This is a genomic window from Pseudomonas jessenii (assembly GCF_002236115.1).
GTDB lineage: Bacteria > Pseudomonadota > Gammaproteobacteria > Pseudomonadales > Pseudomonadaceae > Aquipseudomonas > Aquipseudomonas jessenii.
Genome location: NZ_NIWT01000001.1, coordinates 885,966 through 906,475, shown reverse-complemented (window position 1 = coordinate 906,475; position 20,510 = coordinate 885,966). Strand labels below are relative to the sequence as shown.

Sequence of the window (20,510 nt, the reverse complement as noted above, 5' to 3'; positions counted from 1 at the left end):
TCCCAGTATGCAGCCGGTTATAAATCCGAATTATCCAGGGTTGTCGGTACGGGTTGCCGACGAGGGTTTTGCCGCCTATATCTGGGGCAGTGATTTCAGTTTTGAAGTCGCGGCCTACGGTGCGGCACAAATAGGAGCGCCGGTGGCACAGTGGCCTGTCACCCCGATCACGCCTTATCGCAAGTGCTACGGCATCGATCCCGAGGAATTCAGCAGTTTTCGCGATTCCGCCGACAGCGCGATTTTCATGGCTTATCTGGATGACCAGCCCGTGGGGCACCTGGTGGTCAGCACCAACTGGAACGGCTTTGCCCATATCGACGAGCTGGCGGTGCACGCACCGGCCCGGCGGCATGGCGTGGCCAAGGCCCTGCTGGATGTGGCGCAGTTCTGGAGCCGCAAGAAAAAGCTGCCAGGCATCATGCTCGAAACCCAGAACAACAACCTGGGGGCCTGCAGGCTCTACGAACGCTGCGGTTACGTGATTGGTGGGATCGACCACCTGCGCTATCGCGGCATCGATCCGAACACCGCCGAAGTGGCGCTGTTCTGGTATCGATTGTTCGAAAACCCGCTGGAAAATCCGTTCAGTTCGTCAGCATCGCCGCGGCTTGTTCCGTGACGATGGTTAACAGTGTCTGAACCGCCGGTGAGGGTTCGGCGTTTTTCAGGGTCAGGGCGTAGAGGCTGATCGGGACCGCTGGCGCCAGCGGGCAGGTGTCCAGCCCCGAGGCTTTGGCGCCGAGGGCGGTGAAGGGGTCGACGATGGCCAGGCCTTCGCCGGCCTCGACCATGCTGCGCATCATCTGATGCGTCTGGACCCGGGTCTGAATCACCGGGGCAGGGCGCAAACCGTGCAGTTTGTTTTCCAGCGCCGGGCTCAACGGGTCCTGCCCCTCCAGGCCGATCATCGATTGGCCGGCCAGATCCTGCAGTGAAATGTATTTCTGTTTCGGTTGCAGCCAGCCATGGGGGGCGAGCAACTGAAGTTTGCCCTGGGCGATCACATGGCAGTCGAGGTCGGCGTGATCGGGGTCATGCAGGCTCAGGCCCAGATCGCTTTCACGCAGCAGCAGGTTTCTGACGATGTCGCGGGTGGGCTGGCTCAGCAGCGTGCAAGGCGCATCGGGCAGGCGTCGGCGCAGGGCCGCGATACTGTGTGGCAACAATTGGTTGGCCAGGGGAGGGGTGCAGATGATGCGCAGCGGCGGCGCCAGGTATTGCCTGAGGCTGTTGGCCAAGCGCTGCACCGGTTCGAGCGCATCGTAGACCCGGGCAATTTCCACCTGCAATTCCCGCGCTTCGCGGGTGGCCTGCAATCGTCCGCGTACGCTGGCGAACAGCATGAAACCCAACTGATCCTCGGCGTCGCGCAGCAAGCGCTCGACTTCGGCCACCGGCAACTGCAGCCATTCGGCGGCGGTGCCCAGGTGACCGGTCTGCAAGAGTGCCTGGATCACTTCGATATGGCGTAAGCGCATGCGTGAAGTCCATGTTCAGCAGGTGGAGGAGTCAGTGGCTGAATCCTACCCCAAGTCCGTGCATATGACTTCTGCTCATAACGACGGGTTATGAAGCGCTGGCGATTTGCGGTTCGCGGGTAATGGTCACGCCGGTTTGCACCAGCATGAATTCATTGTCGTCGACCTTGTTGACGCGGTCGCCAATGGCCAGTTTGTAGGTGGTGACAGGCCCTGAACCTTCTGCCGCCGGGGTGGAGTCCTGAAACTCGTGCACCGAATAAATGCGGCCTTGCGCGTCTCTTGCATGGAACTGACCGACGAGTACTGCTGCCATCTGCTTAGAACCTCTGGAGATAAATCACTCAATTTGCGGCACTGTAGACCGTGCTTGGGCGAGGTAAGTTTTCCTACGGGAAAAAAATAGTCAGGGACGGGGTTTTCGGTCGCCCGCTGTTTGAATCGTCATCTATAACTACAAGCTCTTCCTATCGGACAGTCGAGAAATCTTATGAGCAACGTCTATACGATCGCCGTCGTGGTCGGCAGCTTGAGAAAGGAATCGATCAACCGCAAGGTCGCACGGGCCCTGATAGAACTGGCGCCGGCCAATCTCAAGCTCAACATCGTCGAAATTGGCGATCTGCCGCTCTATAACGAAGATATCGATGGCGCTTCACCGCCGGCAGCCTACAGCACTTTCCGACAACAGGTGAGCTCATCCGACGCGGTGTTGTTCGTGACCCCGGAATACAACCGGTCGGTGCCGGCACCGTTGAAAAACGCGATTGACGTGGGCTCGCGTCCATATGGCAAAAGCGCCTGGAGCGGTAAGCCGGGAGCCGTTATCAGTGCGTCGCCGGGGGCCGTCGGCGGGTTTGGTGCCAATCACAACCTGCGTCAATCCATGGTGTTTCTCAATGTGCCGATGATGCAGCAACCGGAGGCCTATCTGGGGAACGCCGGTTCGGCGTTCGACGAATCGGGCAAGTTGTCCGAGTCGGTAAAGCCGTTCCTGCAAAGTTTCATCAATGCCTATGGGCAATGGGTCGAGCAGCACAAGAAAGACTGATGGTCATTGGCCGGCGCTTTGTCCTGCGAAGCGCTGGATTACCGGCGGCGCGGTTATTTCCTTAGACCCGGTTGGCCCCATCGCGAGCAAGCTCGCTCCCACAGGGTTCTTCAGTGGATTCAAAAACGACTCAGACCCAGGGTGGGAGCGAGCCTGCTCGCGATGGGGCCGGCCCGGACGCAGCAAAGCTCAGGCATTACCCGGCACATTCGGCCAAAGATCCGCCACCAGAAACAATCGCTCGGCCTCTTCCCAGTCGCCGCTGGCATTTTCCGCCAGGCGCACCAGCAGTTGTGCTGGCGCCAGCGGGTCCAGGTCATCCAGCCACGCCTGCATCTGTCCGGGGTTCCAGGTGTGCTCCGCCGAATAATGCGCCGGCGCCAGCCAGGCGTGACGGGGCAGGGGTTGCCAGCGACCGGGTGGGCTTTGGGCCAACAACGCCGGCCAATCCTTTTGATGCAACCAGCGACCCCGCAAATGCTGCGGATGGGCACCCAATGGCGGGGCGGCTTGTCCGGGCCACGGGTACAGCAAGTAACCCCCCAGCCATAAATGTGCGCTGAACGCCTGGATATCCAGCGCCGCCAGCACTTCACGGCTCTCGGGGCGTGTGGAAATCGGCAATTGATGCTGGCTCAGGTGCGCCAGTTTGCGGTCGAGCCGGTCGTGGCAGCCCGGGCCCAGCCACTGGGCGGTGTCGTGTCCGTCGCCGGATTGCGGGCCGAGGTAGAGCTTGATCGCCAGTTCCAGGTGATGCACGCCGTCGCGGTCGCGCAGCAGCATGTCCAGTTCACCGAGGGTGTGCCCTTCGCGGCGAATCGGCATGTTGGCGGCAATCAGTTCAATGCCCGGTGCATGCTGCACGGCGAATTGCCAGAGGCGTTCGTAGTACAAACCCAGGCGCCGGGTCCGGGCCTGCGCCAGCCAGTGCAGCAGGCCATAACTGTCCCGATCCAGCTGCCGCAGCCAATGCTCCAGCCGATCCGGTGCCTGCACCCAGTCGCTGCCGGCCAGCGGGTGACGCTGCGGCCACGGGGTATTGTCCAGCATGGGCGGCGCGAGGATGACCCACGCCAGGTCACGCACTTCGGGATGGCGTAACTGATGGGGCAGGTGGAGCAAATCCGGAAATAGCATCATCTTGCGAGCATAGCCCGAAACCCGGGCACACCCCTGAAACTGAAAGGATTTTGTCTACGGGCGGCTTTCGCCCATAATCGTGGTTTTCGCCGCCACGCAGATCCCCGCAGGAGCCCCATGGAGCAATTTCGCAATATCGGCATCATCGGTCGCCTGGGCAGTTCCCAGGTGCTGGATACCGTCCGCCGACTGAAACGGTTTCTGCTCGATCGTCACCTGCACGTGATCCTCGAAGACACCATCGCCGAAGTGCTGCCAGGGCACGGCTTGCAAACCTCGTCGCGCAAGATGCTCGGCGAAGTCTGCGACATGGTCATAGTGGTCGGTGGTGACGGCAGCCTGCTCGGTGCCGCCCGGGCGCTGGCCAAACACAATATTCCGGTGCTCGGCATCAACCGGGGCAGCCTGGGTTTCCTCACCGACATCCGTCCCGACGAGCTGGAAACCAAGGTCGCCGAAGTGCTGGATGGCCACTATCTGGTGGAAAACCGCTTTTTGTTGCAGGCCGAAGTCCGCCGCCACGGCGAGGCCATCGGCCAGGGCGATGCACTGAACGACGTCGTGCTGCACCCCGGCAAATCCACGCGAATGATCGAGTTCGAGCTGTACATCGACGGCCAGTTCGTCTGCAGCCAGAAGGCCGACGGCCTGATCGTCGCGACGCCGACCGGTTCCACCGCCTATGCGTTGTCCGCCGGCGGGCCGATCATGCATCCCAAGCTCGACGCCATTGTGATTGTGCCGATGTACCCCCATACCTTGTCGGGTAGACCGATTGTGGTCGATGGCAACAGTGAGCTGAAAATCGTCGTGTCCAAGGATATGCAGATTTACCCGCAAGTCTCGTGCGACGGGCAGAACCACTTCACCTGTGCGCCGGGCGACACCATTACCGTCAGCAAGAAAGCCCAGAAACTGCGGCTGATCCATCCGTTGGACCACAATTACTATGAAGTCTGCCGGACCAAGCTTGGCTGGGGCAGCAAGTTGGGGGGTGGAGGCGACTGATGCTCGATCCCGCGCGTAGCTACGACCTGATCGGTGACGTGCACGGTTGCGCTCTGACCCTGGAGCACTTGCTCGACCGACTCGGTTATCACAAACAGGGCGGCGTCTGGCGACACGATTCGCGCATGGCGGTGTTCGTCGGCGATATCATCGACCGCGGCCCGCGGATTCGCGAGGCACTGCATATCGTCCACGACATGGTCGAGGCCGGTCAGGCGCTGTGCATCATGGGCAACCACGAGTTCAATGCGCTGGGCTGGAGCACGCCGGCACTGCCCGGCAGCGGCAAGCAGTTCGTGCGTGAGCATACGCCGCGCCATGCCCGCCTGCTGCACGAAACCCTGACCCAGTTCGAACACCATCCGGGTGACTGGCACGACTTCCAGCAATGGTTCTACCAGTTGCCATTGTTCGTCGATGCCGGGCGTTTTCGCGTGGTCCACGCCTGCTGGGACGCCGGGCTGATCGAGCCGCTGCGGGCGTTGTTCCCCAACGGCTGCGTCGACGAGCATTTTCTCCAGGCGTCGGCGGAGTCGGGCTCTTTTGCCTGCACCGTATTCGACCGGCTGCTGCGCGGCACGGACATGCGTTTGCCCCATGGCCTGACCATGACCAGCGGCGACGGCCTGGTGCGTTCGTTCTTCCGCACCAAGTTCTGGGAAGACGATCCGAAAACCTACGGCGACATCGTGTTCCAACCGGATGCACTGCCGGAACCCGTGGCCCGGACGCCGCTGTCGTCCACCGAAAAGAACAGTTTGCTGCGCTATGGCATCGATGAGCCGCTGTTGTTCGTCGGCCATTACTGGCGCAGCGGCAAGCCGGCACCGATCCGGCCGAACCTGGCCTGTCTGGATTACAGCGCGGTGCTGTACGGCAAACTGGTTGCCTACCGACTGGATCAGGAAACCCGCCTGGATCCGCAAAAATTCGTCTGGGTCGATGTCGAGCGGCCGGAGGTGCTGCAATGAGTGCTGTAGCGGTATTGCGTCTGCCCCTGGCGGTGGACTTGAGCGGGTTCGTCACCCTGCTCAAGCGCATGCAAGTGCCCCATCGGGTCAGCGAGGAAGCTGGCGAGCAGGTGCTGTGGGTGCCGGACAACATCAGTGAAGACGTGCGTGCGCTGTACGAGCGATTTCCCGCGGGCGATCCCGACCAGCAACTGGACATTCCGGTGGCGCAGACCGTCAAGCGCCCGGGGTTCGTCGAGCAGTTGAAATACGCCAGGGCCACCGCGCTGGTGCTGCTGCTGAGCCTGGTTGTCGGCGCGGTGACCATGCTGGGCGACAACCTTGAAACGATGCGCTGGCTGACCTTCCTCGAGTTCCGCGTGGTCGGTGAATACATCCACTTCACGCCACTGGCCGACAGCCTGGCGGCGGGGCAGTGGTGGCGCCTGGTCACGCCGATGCTGATCCACTTCGGCATCCTGCACCTGGCGATGAACGGCATGTGGTACTGGGAGCTGGGGCGGCGCATCGAGTCGCGCCAGGGCAGTATCAACCTGATCGGCCTGACCTTGCTGTTCAGCCTGGTGTCGAACTTTGCCCAGTATTTCTTCAGCGGCCCGACCTTGTTCGGCGGTTTGTCCGGCGTTCTGTACGGCCTGCTCGGGCATTGCTGGATCTTCCAGTTGCTGGCGCCGAACCCGGCCTATCGCCTGCCGCGAGGCGTGTTGGTGATGATGCTGGTGTGGTTGCTGCTGTGCCTGTCCGGGCTGGTCTCGATGATCGGCTTCGGTGAGATCGCCAACGCGGCCCACGTCAGCGGGTTACTCATCGGATGCTTCACCGGTTTGTTGGGCGGTTTGTATAACCGCCGTAAACTGGCCGCCTAATTCAGAACATGCAATAAAGAGACGGAGACCCAATGTCCTCTTTTAACGAAATGATCAAGAACATCACCCCCGATATCTACGAGAGCCTGAAACTGGCCGTGGAAATCGGCAAATGGTCGGACGGTGGCAAGCTCACCGCCGAACAACGCGAGCTGTCGCTGCAGGCGATGATCGCCTGGGAAATCCAGAACCTGCCAGAGGACCAGCGCACCGGCTACATGGGCCCGCAGGAATGCAGCTCCAAGTCGATTCAAGTGCCGAATATTCTGTTCAAGTCGGATGCCATCCATTGATCGAGATTGGCCGCGGTGCAATCAGCAAAATGTCGGCGCGCCTGGACGGGCCGAACGTGCAATACGCATTTCGTCTGGGCGAAACCGAGGTCCCGGTCAATCCGTTGATCGGTACCACGGTGCGCCTGGAATACCTGGGCGCGATCCACTGCACCCATTGCGGACGCAAGACCAAGACCAGTTTCAGCCAAGGTTACTGCTACCCGTGCATGACCAAACTGGCCCAGTGCGACGTGTGCATCATGAGCCCGGAACGCTGCCACTTCGAGGCCGGCACCTGCCGGGAGCCTGAGTGGGGCGAGAAGTTCTGCATGACCGATCACGTGGTGTACCTGGCCAATTCGTCGGGGGTCAAAGTCGGGATTACCCGCGCCACCCAGTTGCCGACCCGCTGGCTCGACCAGGGGGCGAGCCAGGCCTTGCCGATCATGCGCGTATCGACTCGCCAGCAGTCCGGTTTCGTCGAGGATCTGTTGCGCAGCCAGGTGGCCGACAAGACCAACTGGCGCGCTTTGCTCAAGGGCGATGCGGCGGCGGTGAACCTGGCCGAGGTCCGCGACCAACTGTTCGACAGCTGTGCCGAAGGCTTGCTCGGGTTGCAGCAGCGATTTGGCTTGCAGGCGATCCAGCCGGTGACCGACGTCGAACCGCTGGAAATCCGCTACCCGGTCGAGCAGTACCCGGCGAAGATCGTCAGCTTCAACCTGGACAAGAACCCGATTGCCGAAGGCACGCTGATGGGGATCAAGGGTCAATACCTGATCTTCGACACCGGCGTGATCAACATTCGTAAATACACGGCTTACCAGCTCGCCGTGCATCAGTAAGGACTCCAGCATGCGCACCGAACAACCGAAGATGATCTACCTCAAGGACTATCAGGCGCCCGAGTACCTGATCGACGAAACGCACCTGACCTTCGAGTTGTACGAGGACCACAGCCTGGTCCATGCGCAACTGGTGATGCGCCGCAACCCCGAGCGTGGCCCGGGCCTGCCGCCGCTGGTGCTGGACGGCCAGCAGCTGGAACTGCTGTCGGTCACTCTTGCCGACCAGGAGCTTTCCGAGGCGCAGTATCAGCTGACCGAGAATCACCTGACCCTGCACCCGACCAGCACCACCTTCACGGTCGATACCAGCGTCCGGATCCACCCGGAAACCAATACCGCGCTGGAAGGCTTGTACAAGTCCGGCACGATGTTCTGCACCCAGTGCGAGGCCGAAGGTTTTCGCAAGATCACCTATTACCTCGACCGCCCGGACGTGATGAGCACCTTCACCACCACGGTCGTCGCCGAACAACACAGTTATCCGGTGCTGCTGTCCAACGGCAACCCGATCGCTTCCGGTCTCGGTGAAGAGGGCCGGCACTGGGCGACCTGGGAAGACCCGTTCAAGAAACCGGCGTACCTGTTTGCGCTGGTGGCCGGCGATCTGTGGTGCGTCGAAGACAGCTTCACCACCATGAGCGAGCGCAACGTGGCGCTGCGCATTTACGTCGAGCCGGAAAACATCGACAAGTGCCAGCACGCGATGAACAGCCTGAAGAAATCCATGCGCTGGGACGAAGAGGTCTACGGTCGCGAGTACGACCTGGACATCTTCATGATCGTCGCCGTGAATGACTTCAACATGGGCGCCATGGAAAACAAGGGCCTCAACATTTTCAACTCCAGCGCCGTGCTGGCCAAGGCCGAAACCGCCACCGATGCCGCGCACCAGCGGGTCGAGGCGATCGTCGCCCACGAGTACTTCCACAACTGGTCGGGTAACCGCGTGACCTGCCGCGACTGGTTCCAGCTGTCGCTCAAGGAAGGCTTCACCGTGTTCCGCGATGCCGGTTTCTCCTCGGACATGAACTCGGCCACGGTCAAGCGCATCCAGGATGTGGCGTACCTGCGCACCCACCAGTTCGCCGAAGACGCCGGCCCCATGGCCCACGCCGTGCGCCCGGACAGCTTCATCGAGATTTCCAACTTCTACACCCTGACCGTGTACGAAAAGGGCTCGGAAGTGGTCGGCATGATCCACACCTTGCTCGGCGCCGAAGGCTTCCGCAAAGGCAGCGACCTGTACTTCGAACGCCACGACGGCCAGGCCGTGACCTGCGATGACTTCATCAAGGCCATGGAAGATGCCAATGGCGTTGACCTGACCCAGTTCAAGCGCTGGTACAGCCAGGCCGGTACACCGCGCCTGGCGGTGAGCGAGTCTTATGACGCGGCGGCGAAAACCTACAGCCTGACCTTCCGTCAGAGCTGCCCGGAAACCCCGGACAAGGTGCAAAAACTGCCGTTCGTGATCCCGGTCGAACTGGGGCTGCTGGATTCCAAAGGGGCAGCGATTGCCCTGCGTCTGTCCGGTGAAGCCACCGCGCAAGGCACCTCGCGGGTCATTTCGGTGACCGAAGCCGAGCAGACTTTCACCTTCGTCGACATCGCCGAACAACCGTTGCCGTCGTTGCTGCGCGGCTTCTCGGCGCCGGTGAAATTGAGCTTCCCGTACAACCGTGATCAGCTGATGTTCCTGATGCAGCATGACAGCGACGGCTTCAACCGCTGGGATGCCGGCCAGCAGCTGTCGGTGCAGGTGCTGCAAGAGCTGATCGCCCAGCAGCAGAAGGGCGAAGCGCTGGTACTCGATCAGCGTCTGGTGTCAGCGTTGCGCACGGTGCTTTCGGATGAGTCGCTGGATCAGGCGATGGTCGCGGAAATGCTCTCTCTGCCAAGCGAGGCGTACCTGACCGAGATCAGCGAAGTGGCGGATGTCGAAGCGATTCACACGGCGCGTGAATTTGCCCGTAAGCAACTGGCTGACGCGTTGTTCGAAGGTTTGTGGCTGCGTTATCAGGCCAATCGCGAGTTGTCGAAGCAGACGCCGTACGTGGCCGAAGCCGAGCACTTCGCTCGCCGCGCGTTGCAGAACATTGCGCTGTCGTACCTGATGCTCAGCGGCAAGCCGGAAGTTGTGGCTGCGACTCTGGAGCAGTTCGATTCGTGCGACAACATGACCGAGCGCCTGACCGCACTTGCCGTGTTGGTCAATTCACCGTTCGAAGCCGAGAAGGCCAAGGCACTGGCCAGCTTCGCCGAGCACTTCAAGGACAACCCGCTGGTCATGGACCAGTGGTTCAGCGTCCAGGCCGGCAGCGTGTTGCCTGGTGGTCTGGAGCGGGTTCGTCAGTTGATGCAGCATCCTGCGTTCAACATCAAGAATCCGAACAAGGTGCGGGCATTGGTCGGTGCGTTTGCCGGGCAGAACCTGGTCAACTTCCATGCCGCTGACGGTTCCGGGTATCGCTTCCTGGCGGATTTGGTGATCGAGTTGAATGGCTTCAATCCGCAGATTGCTTCTCGGCAGTTGGCGCCTTTGACTCGCTGGCGCAAGTACGACAGTGCTCGTCAGGCTTTGATGAAGGCGGAGCTGGAGCGGATTCGGGCTTCGGGGCAGTTGTCCAGTGATGTGTTTGAAGTGGTCAGCAAGAGTTTGGCTTGATCTTGGCTTTTGAACTTGGCGGCCTTTGGGCCGACCAGGTTCATGGTTGATTGAGTACATATCCGTTTCTTCGGTAACGGCGGCTGGCGGTTTCGCCCTTACGGCGAGTCCCTTTTGGCAAACGCCCCAAAAGGAACCAAAAGGTCTCGCCCCTTACGTACGGCCCCTCGCTTAGGCTCGGGGTTCCTTCGCTGCGGCATTCATCCGGGGGCATCGCCCTCCGGTTGGCTTCGCTGGCACCTACATGCGATGTGTTCGACTGCGTCGAACGGCGCTGCGCGCCAATCCCCGGATGAACACCTCCGCTCAGCCTGCCGAGGGGGCGGGTGGATCAAGATCAAGAGCTGCAGGCGAGCTAACGCTCGGCCTGATGAGTGGTGAGAAGCGACGCGGTGGTGCGGGATGCTCTGCTTTTTGCTCTTCTGTGGGAGCGAGCTTGCTCGCGATGGCGGCCTGCCAGTCGCTTGAATCCTATCTGGTTGCACAACATTTTCAGAACCCCCATCTACGGCTTTGGCTTTGGCTTTGGCTTTGGCTTTGGCTTTGGCTTTGGCTTTGGCTTTGGCTTTGGCTTTGGCTTTGGCTTTGGCTTTGGCTTTGGCTTTGGCTTTGGCTTTGGCTTTGGCTTTGGCTTTGGCTTTTGATCTTGATCTGGCTTTTGATCTTTCGCCCCTTCGGCAGGCCGAGCGTAGGTGTTCATCAGGGGGTTAGGCGCGTAGCGCCGTTCGACGAAGTCGAACACATCGAGAGGAGGTCGTCGCGAAGCAGACCGTAGGCGATGCCCCCTGATGGACACCGTAGCGAGGGAACACCGAGCCTTGGCGAGGTGCCGTACGCCGGGGCGAAGCCTTTTGGTTCCTTTTTGGCGTTTGAAAAAGGGACTCGCTGTAAGAGCGAAACCGCCAGCAGCCGTTACCGCAGAAATGGATATGTACGCCGATTGGAAAAGCAGCCGTTACCGCAGCAACGGATATGTACACCAAACACCAAACACCAAACACCAAACACCAAAACCGCAATCACCCCACCTGATACCCAACCATTCAGAACCCCACCCCCATCCCCCCGGTTAACAAAAGATAACGTGGCGTCGATTGTCAGACATTAAAAAACACCGATAGGATAGGCCAGCTTCCGAAGGGGCTCTGGATTGCGGGTTTCAGGACTATGCTCTGAAACAGCCGGTCCGGACACGCACCCTTGCGGCGCCCAGTAAGGTTGAACGACCTAACAATAATAATGGGAGAAGGTCTATGAGTGAGCCTGTCATGGGTGTGGGTATCTGCCGCCCGCCGGCATTACGCAAATTCGCGTTGCTGGCCACAGCGCTCTCGCTGTTGGGCTCTGCCATGCTGTCGGCGCCTGCGCTGGCCGCGGCGGCGCCAGCATCCGATGTTGTCTATTCCATTGAATCGGCCAAGGCCGCCAAAAGCCTGATGCTCGATGTCGTCCACGCCGGCAAGCGCCTGGTGGCGGTCGGGGATCGTGGGCACATCCTGTATTCCGATGACCAGGGCGCTACCTGGACCCAGGCCAAGGTCCCGACCCGGGCCCTGCTGACGTCGGTGTTCTTCGTCGATGACATGCACGGCTGGGCCGTCGGCCATGACGCGCAGATCCTCGCCAGCGAGGACGGCGGCGCGACCTGGACCAAGCAATTCGAAGATCTGAAACGCGAATCGCCGCTGCTCGATGTCTGGTTCAAGGACGTCGACAGCGGATTTGCCGTGGGCGCCTACGGCTCGCTGATGGAAACCACCGACGGTGGCAAGCATTGGGAAGACGCCAGCGACCGCCTGGACAACGAAGACCAGTACCACCTGAACGCGATCGCCGCGGTCAAGGACGCCGGGCTGTTCATCGTCGGTGAGCAGGGCAGCATGTTCCGCTCCGCGGACTGGGGCCAGACCTGGGAGAAACTCGAAGGCCCGTACGAAGGCTCGCTGTTCGGCGTGATCGGTACGGCGCAGTCCAATACGTTGCTGGCCTACGGCCTGCGCGGCAATCTTTACCGTTCCACGGATTTCGGCACCACCTGGGACCAGGTCGAGCTCAAGGCTGAACGTGGCGACCTGGAGTTCGGGCTGTCCGGCGGTACGCTGCTCGACGATGGTTCCATCGTGATTGTCGGCAACGGCGGTTCGGTCATTCGCAGCAGTGACAATGGCGAAACCTTCAAGGTGGTCAACCGTCCGGACCGTATTTCCGTCTCGGCAGTGACTGCGGCAGGCAATGGCAATCTGGTTCTGGCCGGGCAGGGCGGCGTTCGCGTCACTTCGCCAAGCGGCACCGAGTCGGGCAAATGAGCCGGGTTAATAATAAGAAGGCGGAGCTATGACTTCCTTGAGTACTCATCACCAGGACAAGGCGACGTTCCTCGAGCGCCTGATCTTCAACAACCGCCCGGCAGTGATCACGATCTGCCTGCTGGTCAGTATTTTTCTGTTCTGGCAGGCGACGCTGATCCGTCCGTCCACCAGCTTCGAAAAAATGATCCCGCTGGAGCACCCCTTCATCCAGAAGATGATGGAGCACCGCAACGATCTGGCGAACCTGGGCAACACCGTGCGGATCTCGGTGGAAGCCACCGATGGCGACATCTTCTCCAAGGAGTACATGGAGACCCTGCGTCAGATCAACGACGAGGTGTTCTACATCTCCGGCGTCGACCGTTCCGGCCTCAAGTCGCTGTGGAGCCCCAGCGTTCGCTGGACCGAAGTGACTGAAGAGGGCTTCGCCGGCGGTGAAGTGATTCCGCAAAGCTACAACGGCTCCCAGGCCAGCCTCGATCTGTTGCGCAACAACGTGCTCAAGTCGGGTCAGGTCGGGCGGTTGGTGTCCAACGATTTCAAATCGAGCATCGTCGACATTCCGTTGCTGGAGTCCTATCCGGACCCGCAGGACCAGGGCAAGCTGCTGGCGCTGGACTATCGCCAGTTCTCCCACGAGCTTGAGGACAAGATCCGCACCAAGTTCGAAGCACAGAACCCGAACGTGAAGATCCACATCGTCGGTTTCGCCAAGAAAGTCGGTGACCTCATCGATGGCCTGGTGATGGTGGTGATGTTCTTCGGCGTTGCCTTCGTCATCACCCTGATCCTCTTGCTGTGGTTCACCAACTGCCTGCGCAGTACCGTCGCCGTGTTGAGCACGACGCTGGTGGCAGTGATCTGGCAACTGGGCTTGATGCACTTCTTCGGCTTCGGGCTCGACCCCTATTCGATGTTGGTACCGTTCCTGATCTTCGCCATCGGTATTTCCCACGGCGTGCAGAAGATCAACGGGATCGCCCTGCAATCGAGTGAGGCGGACAACGCCCTGACGGCGGCGCGTCGCACCTTCCGTCAATTGTTCCTGCCGGGGATGATCGCGATCCTCGCCGATGCCGTGGGTTTCATCACGCTGCTGATCATCGATATCGGTGTGATCCGTGAGCTGGCCATCGGCGCATCCATCGGTGTGGCGGTGATCGTGTTCACCAACCTGATCCTGTTGCCAGTGGCGATTTCCTATGTCGGCATCAGCAAGCGTGCCGTCGACCGCAGCAAAAAGGACGCGACTCGCGAGCATCCGTTCTGGCGCCTGTTGTCGAACTTTGCCAGCGCGAAAGTGGCCCCGGTTTCCATTCTGCTGGCACTGATCGCCTTTGGCGGCGGCCTTTGGTACAGCCAGAACCTGAAAATCGGCGACCTCGACCAGGGTGCCCCGGAGCTGCGTCCGGACTCGCGCTACAACAAGGACAACAACTTCATCATCAACAACTACTCCACCAGCTCCGACGTGTTGGTGGTGATGGTCAAGACCAAGTCCGAAGGCTGTTCGCGCTACGAAGCCATGGCGCCGATCGACGAGCTGATGTGGAAGATGCAGAACACCGAGGGCGTGCAGTCGGCGATTTCCCTGGTGACCGTGTCCAAGCAAATGATCAAGGGCATGAACGAGGGCAACCTGAAATGGGAAACCCTGTCGCGTAACCCTGATGTGCTGAACAACTCCATTGCCCGCGCTGACGGCCTGTACAACAACAGCTGTTCCGTGGCGCCGGTGCTGGTGTTCCTCAACGATCACAAGGCAGAGACCCTGGATCGCGCGGTACATGCGGTGCAGGAGTTCGCCAAGGAAAACAACAAGGAAGGCCTGGAGTTCATCCTCGCTGCCGGTAACGCCGGGATCGAGGCGGCCACCAACGAGGTGATCAAGAAGTCCGAACTGACCATCCTGGTCCTGGTGTACATCTGCGTCGCGGTCATGTGCATGATCACCTTCCGTTCGTGGGCGGCGACCTTGTGCATCGTGCTGCCGCTGGTGCTGACCTCGGTACTCGGCAATGCCCTGATGGCCTTCATGGGTATCGGCGTGAAAGTGGCGACCCTGCCGGTCGTGGCGCTCGGGGTGGGGATTGGCGTGGACTACGGCATCTACATCTACAGCCGCCTGGAAAGCTTCCTGCGTGCCGGCCTGCCGCTGCAAGAGGCGTACTACCAGACACTGAAGTCCACCGGTAAGGCGGTGCTGTTCACCGGTCTGTGCCTGGCCATCGGCGTGTGCACCTGGATCTTCTCGGCCATCAAGTTCCAGGCCGACATGGGCCTGATGCTGACCTTCATGTTGCTGTGGAACATGTTCGGTGCGCTGTGGCTGTTGCCGGCACTGGCGCGGTTCCTGATCAAGCCGGAGAAACTGGCGGGGCAGAAGGGCAATTCGTTGTTCGCCCACTGATCGACAGCTGAAACAAAAAAGCCGCAACCTCAGGGTTGCGGCTTTTTTATGCCCGATGGTTTCGCCCTGGAACCTGTGGGAGCGAGCTTGCTCGCGATAGCGGAGTGTCAGCCGCATTGATATCGAACATTCGGCCGCCATCGCGAGCAAGCTCGCTCCCACAGGGTTCTTCGGTGATCAGGCGGGATCGCTGCCGAGCACCACATTCAGCGCGCTGCGGGCATCGTCCAGTTGCACCAACGTCGCATGCCGCGCGCCGAGGGCGTCGCGGTTTTCGATGGCGGTCAGGATCGCCTTGTGCCGGGGCAGCGCCAGTTCATGCAGGTTCGGCCGCTGGTTCGAATGCTTCAAGGCTTCGGCGATGGCCACCGAGAGCATGTTGCACAGGTTGGCCAGCAAGTCGTTGTGCGTGGCATCGGCGATGCGACTGTGGAAGTCCAGGTCCGGCTGCAACAGAGCCTCCGGCGTCGGTGCGGCTTCCATGCGTTGGTAGGCCTCACCGATGGAGGCGATATCCGCTTCCGTGGCGAATTGCGCGGCGAGGGCGGCAGCGGCCGGTTCGATGATGCTGCGCACGCTGGTCAGCAGGTCGAAAAACTGATTCTGCGGACTGCTCTGCATCAACCAGTGCAGCACGTCCGGATCGAGCATGTGCCAGTCCTTGCGCGGCTTGACCACGGTGCCGACCCGCGGGCGGGAATACACCAGGCCCTTGGCGACCAGTACCCGGGTGGCTTCACGCAGCACCGGCCGGCTGACCGCATATTCTTCGCACAACAGCGCTTCGGCGGGCAGTTTGTCGTCGGGCAGGAAACGTCCCGAGACGATCTGCATGCCCAGTTCCTGGACGATGCGCGAGTGCATGCTTTTGCGGTCGGAGGGTTTGCGGTAATCCATGGGAAACGGCACGGTCCTGTGCGGAGAGGTGTCGCGCATGATAGCAGGCGCGGCGATTCGACTGTAGGAGCGAGCTCGCGATGGACGTCAACGATAACGTGGGGAACCTGACACCCCGCGGCGGTCTCGGGTCCATCGCGAGCAAGCTCGCTCCTACAGGGGGGGGAGGCGGTGTCAGTGGGAGTGACGCGGCACCTCGGCCCCACGGCAGCCGACCAGGAAGTCGAAGTCGCAACCCTGGTCCGCTTGCAGCACGTGGTCGATGTACAACTGACGATACCCACCGACGATCAGGTTCTGTGGCGGTTGCAGATCGGCCATGCGCGCGGCCAGTTCGGTGTCCGCAATATCCAGGTGCAAGCGGCCGCTGGCGCAATCGAGTTCGATCCAGTCGCCTTCCTTCACTGCGGCCAGCGGACCGCCGGCAGCGGCCTCCGGGGCGACGTGCAGCACAACCGTGCCGTACGCCGTGCCACTCATGCGCGCATCGGAAATACGCACCATGTCCGTCACACCCTGGGCCAGCAGCTTGGCCGGCAGACCCATGTTGCCCACTTCGGCCATGCCCGGATAACCCTTCGGCCCGCAGTTCTTCATCACCAGGATCGAGTTGGCATCCACGTCCAGTTCCGGATCGTTGATCCGTGCCTTGTACATGTCGAAGTTCTCGAACACCACCGCACGGCCGCGATGCTGCATCAGTTCGGGCGTGGCGGCGGACGGCTTGAGCACGGCGCCCAGCGGTGCCAGGTTGCCGCGCAATACACAGATGCCGCCATCGGCGCGGATCGGGTTGTCGAGGGTGCGGATCACTTCGTCCTCGCCATAGATCGGCGCGTCCCTGGTGTTCTCGCCGATGGACTTGCCGTTGACGGTCAAGGCGTTCGGGTTCGGGATCAGGTTGGCTTCGCCGAGGCGACGCAGCACCGCCGGCAAGCCACCGGCGTAATAGAACTCTTCCATCAGGAAGCGCCCGGACGGTTGCAGGTCGACGATGGTCGGCATGCCGCGACCGATACGGGTCCAGTCATCCAGGTCCAGTTCGACGCCGATGCGCCCGGCGATGGCTTTCAGGTGGATCACTGCGTTGGTCGAACCGCCGATGGCGGCATTGACGCGGATGGCGTTTTCGAAGGCTTCCTTGGTGAGGATCTTCGACAGCTTCAAGTCTTCGCGCACCATCTCCACGGCACGCATGCCGGACATGTGCGCCAGCACATAACGGCGCGCGTCCACGGCCGGAATCGCCGCGTTGTGGGGCAGGGAGGTGCCGAGCGCTTCGGCCATGCAGGCCATGGTGGAGGCGGTGCCCATGGTGTTGCAGGTACCGGCCGAGCGGGACATGCCGCCCTCGGCCGCGAGGAAATCGTCGATGCTGATGGTGCCTGCCTTGACCTGTTCGCTGAGCTGCCAGACCACGGTGCCGGAGCCAATGTCCTTGCCCTTGTGCTTGCCGTTGAGCATCGGCCCGCCGGTGACGACGATGGCCGGCACGTCGCAACTGGCGGCGCCCATCAGCAGGGCCGGGGTGGTCTTGTCGCAACCGGTCAGCAGTACGACGCCGTCAATCGGGTTGCCGCGAATAGCTTCTTCCACGTCCATGCTCGCCAGGTTGCGGGTGAGCATGGCGGTAGGGCGCAGGTTCGATTCGCCGTTGGAGAACACCGGAAACTCCACCGGGAAGCCCCCGGCCTCGATCACGCCGCGTTTGACGTGCTCGGCGATCTGGCGGAAATGCGCGTTGCACGGGGTCAGTTCCGACCAGGTGTTGCAGATGCCGATGATCGGCTTGCCATGGAACTGGTGGTCGGCGATGCCCTGATTCTTCATCCAGCTGCGGTACATGAAGCCGTTCTTGTCGGCGGTGCCAAACCATTGGGCGGAGCGCAGGGTGGGTTTCTTATCAGACATGATCGATTCTCTTATTGTATGACTATATTGTTCGAGCTGAAGCGTAACATAGGCGCAAATTGTGCGCTTTGGAAGTGTTGTTGAGTAAATAGTATTACTATATAGTCCGCTCAAACGGAGGGATGGCCCTGGCGAATTCTTCGCGAGAGGCGTCCCCCGAGGTTCTATAACAACAACAATCGGAGACCGTTCTCATGAGCCAGGAACTGCGGCTTATCCGCCGCATCACGCTGAAACTGATTCCCTTCCTCATCCTGCTGTACCTGATCGCCTATGTGGACCGCTCCGCGGTGGGCTTCGCCAAATTGCACATGGGCGCAGACATCGGCCTGGGCGATGCCGCCTACGGTCTTGGCGCCGGGTTGTTCTTCATCGGCTACTTCCTGCTGGAAATCCCCAGCAACCTGATGCTCGACCGCTTCGGCGCACGGCGCTGGTTCGCGCGGATCATGGTCACCTGGGGCGCCATCACCATCGGCATGGCCTTCGTCCAGGGGCCGAACAGCTTCTATGTGATGCGCTTTTTGCTCGGCGCTGCCGAAGCCGGGTTCTTCCCGGGCGTTCTGTACTACATCACCCAATGGTTCCCGGTGCGCCATCGCGGCAAGATCCTCGGGCTGTTCATCCTGTCGCAACCCATCGCAATGATGATCACCGGCCCGGTGTCCGGTGGCTTGCTGGGCATGGACGGCGTGTTGGGGCTGCACGGCTGGCAGTGGCTGTTCATCGTCATTGGCGCCCCCGCGATCCTGTTGACCTGGCCGGTGCTGCGTTACCTGCCGGACGGCCCGCAGCAAGTGAAGTGGATGGACCAGGCAGAAAAGGACTGGCTCAGTGGCGAGCTGAAAAAGGATCTGGATGCCTACGGCCAGACCCGTCACGGCAACCCGTTGCACGCCCTCAAGGACAAGCGCGTCCTGCTGCTGGCGCTGTTCTACCTGCCGGTGACCCTGAGCATCTATGGCCTGGGTTTGTGGCTGCCGACCCTGATCAAGCAGTTCGGCGGCAGCGACCTGGTGACCGGATTCGTCTCGGCGGTGCCGTACATCTTTGGCATCGTCGGTTTGCTGATCATCCCGCGCAGTTCCGACCGCTTGAACGACCGCTACGGCCACCTCGCCGTGCTTTACGTGCTGGGTGCGATTGGCCTGTTTCTCAGCGCCTGGCTGTCGGTGCCTGTGTTGCAACTGGCGGCGCTGTGCCTGGTGGCGTTCGCACTGTTCTCCTGCACGGCGGTGTTCTGGACCTTGCCGGGCCGCTTCTTCGCCGGTGCCAGTGCGGCGGCGGGGATTGCGTTGATCAATTCGGTGGGCAACCTCGGCGGTTACCTCGGTCCGTTCGTGATCGGCGCACTCAAGGAATACACCGGCAACCTGGCTTCGGGCCTGTACTTCCTGTCGGGGGTGATGGTGTTCGGGCTGGTGTTGACCGGTGTGGTGTATCGCTTGCTGGAACGCAAACACGTCCTGCCAGCCGATCAATTTGCAGCAAGTGCACGTGGGGCTTCGCGCACCTGACAGGAAACAACAAATCATCACGGACCCTGTGGGAGCGGGCTTGCCCGCGATAGCAATCTGTCTGGCACATCAATGTTGAATGTGCCGCCGTCATCGCGGGCAAGCCCGCTCCCACAGGGAGTCGTGTTTGCCCAGGTTCTGGGTTAACAGGAGAAAATTCATGCGTTTGGTTCAGTTCGAATTGAGTAACGGCGAACGTCGTGTCGGCGTGGTCGAGGCGGGCCTGGTCCGAGAAGTACAGGACACGCGCACCGTTCGCGATCTGGCATTGGCGGCGATCGAGGCGAGCGCAAGCCTTGAGCAACAGGTACAGAGCCTGGGGCTGGGCATCAGCCACGACTATGCCGAGTTGCTGACACAACGGCGCATCCTGCCGCCCCTGGACCATGCGGACCTGGCGCACATGCTGATCAGCGGCACGGGCCTGACGCATCTGGGCAGCGCCTCGGCCCGGGACAAGATGCACCAGCAAAGTGGCGATGAAACCGCGATGACCGACACCATGCGCATCTTCAAATGGGGCGTGGAGGGCGGTAAGCCGGCGGTGGATGAAGCCGGTGTGCAGCCGGAGTGGTTCTACAAAGGCGATGGCGGCATCGTCGTCAGGCCGGGCCAGCCGTTTCCCTTGCCGCCGTTTGCCGAAGATGCCGGCGAAGAGCCGGAGATCGCTGGCCTGTACGTGATCGGTCACGACGGCAAGCCGTATCGCCTGGGTTTTGCCGTGGGCAACGAGTTCTCCGACCACGTCATGGAGCGCAAGAACTACCTGTACCTGGCCCACTCGAAACTGCGCAGCTGCAGCTATGGTCCGGAACTGCGGGTTGGCGAACTGCCGCAGCATCTGGCGGGGACCAGCCGCATCCTGCGTGACGGCGAAGTGCTGTGGCAGAACGAGTTTCTCAGCGGCGAGGCGAACATGTGCCACAGCCTCGCCAACCTCGAATTCCATCATTTCAAGTACAGCCAGTTCCTGCGCCCGGGGGACGTGCACATTCACTTCTTCGGCACGGCGACCCTGTCCTTTGCCGATGGCATTCGCACCCAGCCGGGTGATGTGTTCGAGATCACCCAGGCTGAATTCGGCGCGCCATTGATCAACGGCATCGCACCCGTCGCAGCGTCTTTCGAACCCGGCAGCGTCGGTACACTTTGAGGAATTAC

General features: G+C 61.1%; 18 protein-coding genes. 13 read left to right on the top strand and 5 right to left on the bottom strand.

What is annotated here, in order from left to right:
- Positions 1 to 7 precede the first annotated feature (7 nt).
- Positions 8 to 622, top strand: a complete 615-nt coding sequence (locus tag PSJE_RS04050; protein ID WP_057715030.1) for a GNAT family N-acetyltransferase — start codon at positions 8 to 10, stop codon at positions 620 to 622.
- Here PSJE_RS04050 and PSJE_RS04045 read toward each other — a convergent pair.
- Positions 588 to 1,481 (bottom strand): LysR family transcriptional regulator, encoded by an 894-nt coding sequence (locus PSJE_RS04045; protein ID WP_090455013.1) that lies wholly within the window; start codon positions 1,479 to 1,481, stop codon positions 588 to 590. The genes PSJE_RS04050 and PSJE_RS04045 overlap by 35 nt on opposite strands.
- A gap of 88 nt (positions 1,482 to 1,569) precedes the next feature.
- Positions 1,570 to 1,797, bottom strand: a complete 228-nt coding sequence (locus PSJE_RS04040) for a hypothetical protein (RefSeq protein WP_057715028.1) — start codon at positions 1,795 to 1,797, stop codon at positions 1,570 to 1,572.
- A 174-nt stretch (positions 1,798 to 1,971) separates the two neighbouring features.
- Here PSJE_RS04040 and PSJE_RS04035 point away from each other — a divergent pair, with 174 nt between their 5' ends.
- A complete protein-coding gene (locus tag PSJE_RS04035; RefSeq protein WP_057715027.1) occupies positions 1,972 to 2,532 on the top strand; it encodes an NADPH-dependent FMN reductase in 561 nt (186 codons plus the stop codon).
- Positions 2,533 to 2,721: 189 nt separating this feature from the next.
- Here the strand turns inward: PSJE_RS04035 and PSJE_RS04030 are convergent, their stop codons facing one another.
- Entirely contained in the window at positions 2,722 to 3,672 is a 951-nt protein-coding gene (locus PSJE_RS04030) for a DUF1853 family protein (RefSeq protein WP_090455014.1), read from the bottom strand.
- A 117-nt stretch (positions 3,673 to 3,789) separates the two neighbouring features.
- Here PSJE_RS04030 and PSJE_RS04025 point away from each other — a divergent pair, with 117 nt between their 5' ends.
- The 9 genes from PSJE_RS04025 to PSJE_RS03985 all read left to right on the top strand — a co-directional run bounded on the left by PSJE_RS04025 (position 3,790) and on the right by PSJE_RS03985 (position 15,024).
- A complete protein-coding gene (locus tag PSJE_RS04025; RefSeq protein WP_008016128.1) occupies positions 3,790 to 4,680 on the top strand; it encodes an NAD(+) kinase in 891 nt (296 codons plus the stop codon).
- A complete protein-coding gene (locus tag PSJE_RS04020) occupies positions 4,677 to 5,651 on the top strand; it encodes a metallophosphoesterase (RefSeq protein ID WP_371318493.1) in 975 nt (324 codons plus the stop codon). The genes PSJE_RS04025 and PSJE_RS04020 overlap by 4 nt, the downstream gene beginning before the upstream one ends.
- On the top strand, positions 5,648 to 6,517 hold the full coding sequence (locus PSJE_RS04015; RefSeq protein WP_090455016.1) for a rhomboid family intramembrane serine protease: 870 nt from the start codon (positions 5,648 to 5,650) through the stop codon (positions 6,515 to 6,517). Before PSJE_RS04020 ends, PSJE_RS04015 begins: the two co-directional genes overlap by 4 nt.
- 32 nt (positions 6,518 to 6,549) lie before the next feature.
- A complete protein-coding gene (locus PSJE_RS04010) occupies positions 6,550 to 6,810 on the top strand; it encodes a YeaC family protein (RefSeq protein ID WP_053158810.1) in 261 nt (86 codons plus the stop codon).
- The gene (locus PSJE_RS04005) at positions 6,807 to 7,637 is read left to right on the top strand and encodes a DUF2797 domain-containing protein (protein ID WP_090455017.1); all 831 of its coding nucleotides are present in this window, start codon (positions 6,807 to 6,809) and stop codon (positions 7,635 to 7,637) included. Before PSJE_RS04010 ends, PSJE_RS04005 begins: the two co-directional genes overlap by 4 nt.
- Positions 7,638 to 7,647: 10 nt before the next feature.
- A complete protein-coding gene (gene pepN / locus PSJE_RS04000; RefSeq protein ID WP_090455018.1) occupies positions 7,648 to 10,305 on the top strand; it encodes an aminopeptidase N in 2,658 nt (885 codons plus the stop codon).
- Positions 10,306 to 10,769: 464 nt separating this feature from the next.
- Complete coding sequence (locus tag PSJE_RS30270) at positions 10,770 to 10,949, top strand: hypothetical protein (RefSeq protein WP_169721035.1); 180 nt, start codon at positions 10,770 to 10,772, stop codon at positions 10,947 to 10,949.
- Positions 10,950 to 11,558: 609 nt separating this feature from the next.
- Positions 11,559 to 12,611 (top strand): WD40/YVTN/BNR-like repeat-containing protein, encoded by a 1,053-nt coding sequence (locus PSJE_RS03990; RefSeq protein ID WP_057715021.1) that lies wholly within the window; start codon positions 11,559 to 11,561, stop codon positions 12,609 to 12,611.
- A 28-nt stretch (positions 12,612 to 12,639) separates the two neighbouring features.
- Positions 12,640 to 15,024 (top strand): efflux RND transporter permease subunit, encoded by a 2,385-nt coding sequence (locus PSJE_RS03985; RefSeq protein WP_090455020.1) that lies wholly within the window; start codon positions 12,640 to 12,642, stop codon positions 15,022 to 15,024.
- Positions 15,025 to 15,201: 177 nt separating this feature from the next.
- Here the strand turns inward: PSJE_RS03985 and PSJE_RS03980 are convergent, their stop codons facing one another.
- Entirely contained in the window at positions 15,202 to 15,921 is a 720-nt protein-coding gene (locus PSJE_RS03980) for a FadR/GntR family transcriptional regulator (RefSeq protein WP_032829613.1), read from the bottom strand.
- Positions 15,922 to 16,095: 174 nt separating this feature from the next.
- On the bottom strand, positions 16,096 to 17,832 hold the full coding sequence (locus tag PSJE_RS03975; RefSeq protein WP_057715018.1) for an IlvD/Edd family dehydratase: 1,737 nt from the start codon (positions 17,830 to 17,832) through the stop codon (positions 16,096 to 16,098).
- A 194-nt stretch (positions 17,833 to 18,026) separates the two neighbouring features.
- On the opposite strand from PSJE_RS03975, the gene PSJE_RS03970 reads away from it, so the two are divergent.
- Together PSJE_RS03970 and araD1 are read left to right on the top strand one after the other, a co-directional pair.
- Positions 18,027 to 19,349, top strand: coding sequence for an MFS transporter (locus tag PSJE_RS03970; protein ID WP_090455022.1), 1,323 nt, complete (start codon positions 18,027 to 18,029; stop codon positions 19,347 to 19,349).
- Between the two features lie 160 nt (positions 19,350 to 19,509).
- Complete coding sequence (araD1, locus tag PSJE_RS03965) at positions 19,510 to 20,502, top strand: AraD1 family protein (protein ID WP_090455023.1); 993 nt, start codon at positions 19,510 to 19,512, stop codon at positions 20,500 to 20,502.
- Positions 20,503 to 20,510 lie beyond the last annotated feature (8 nt).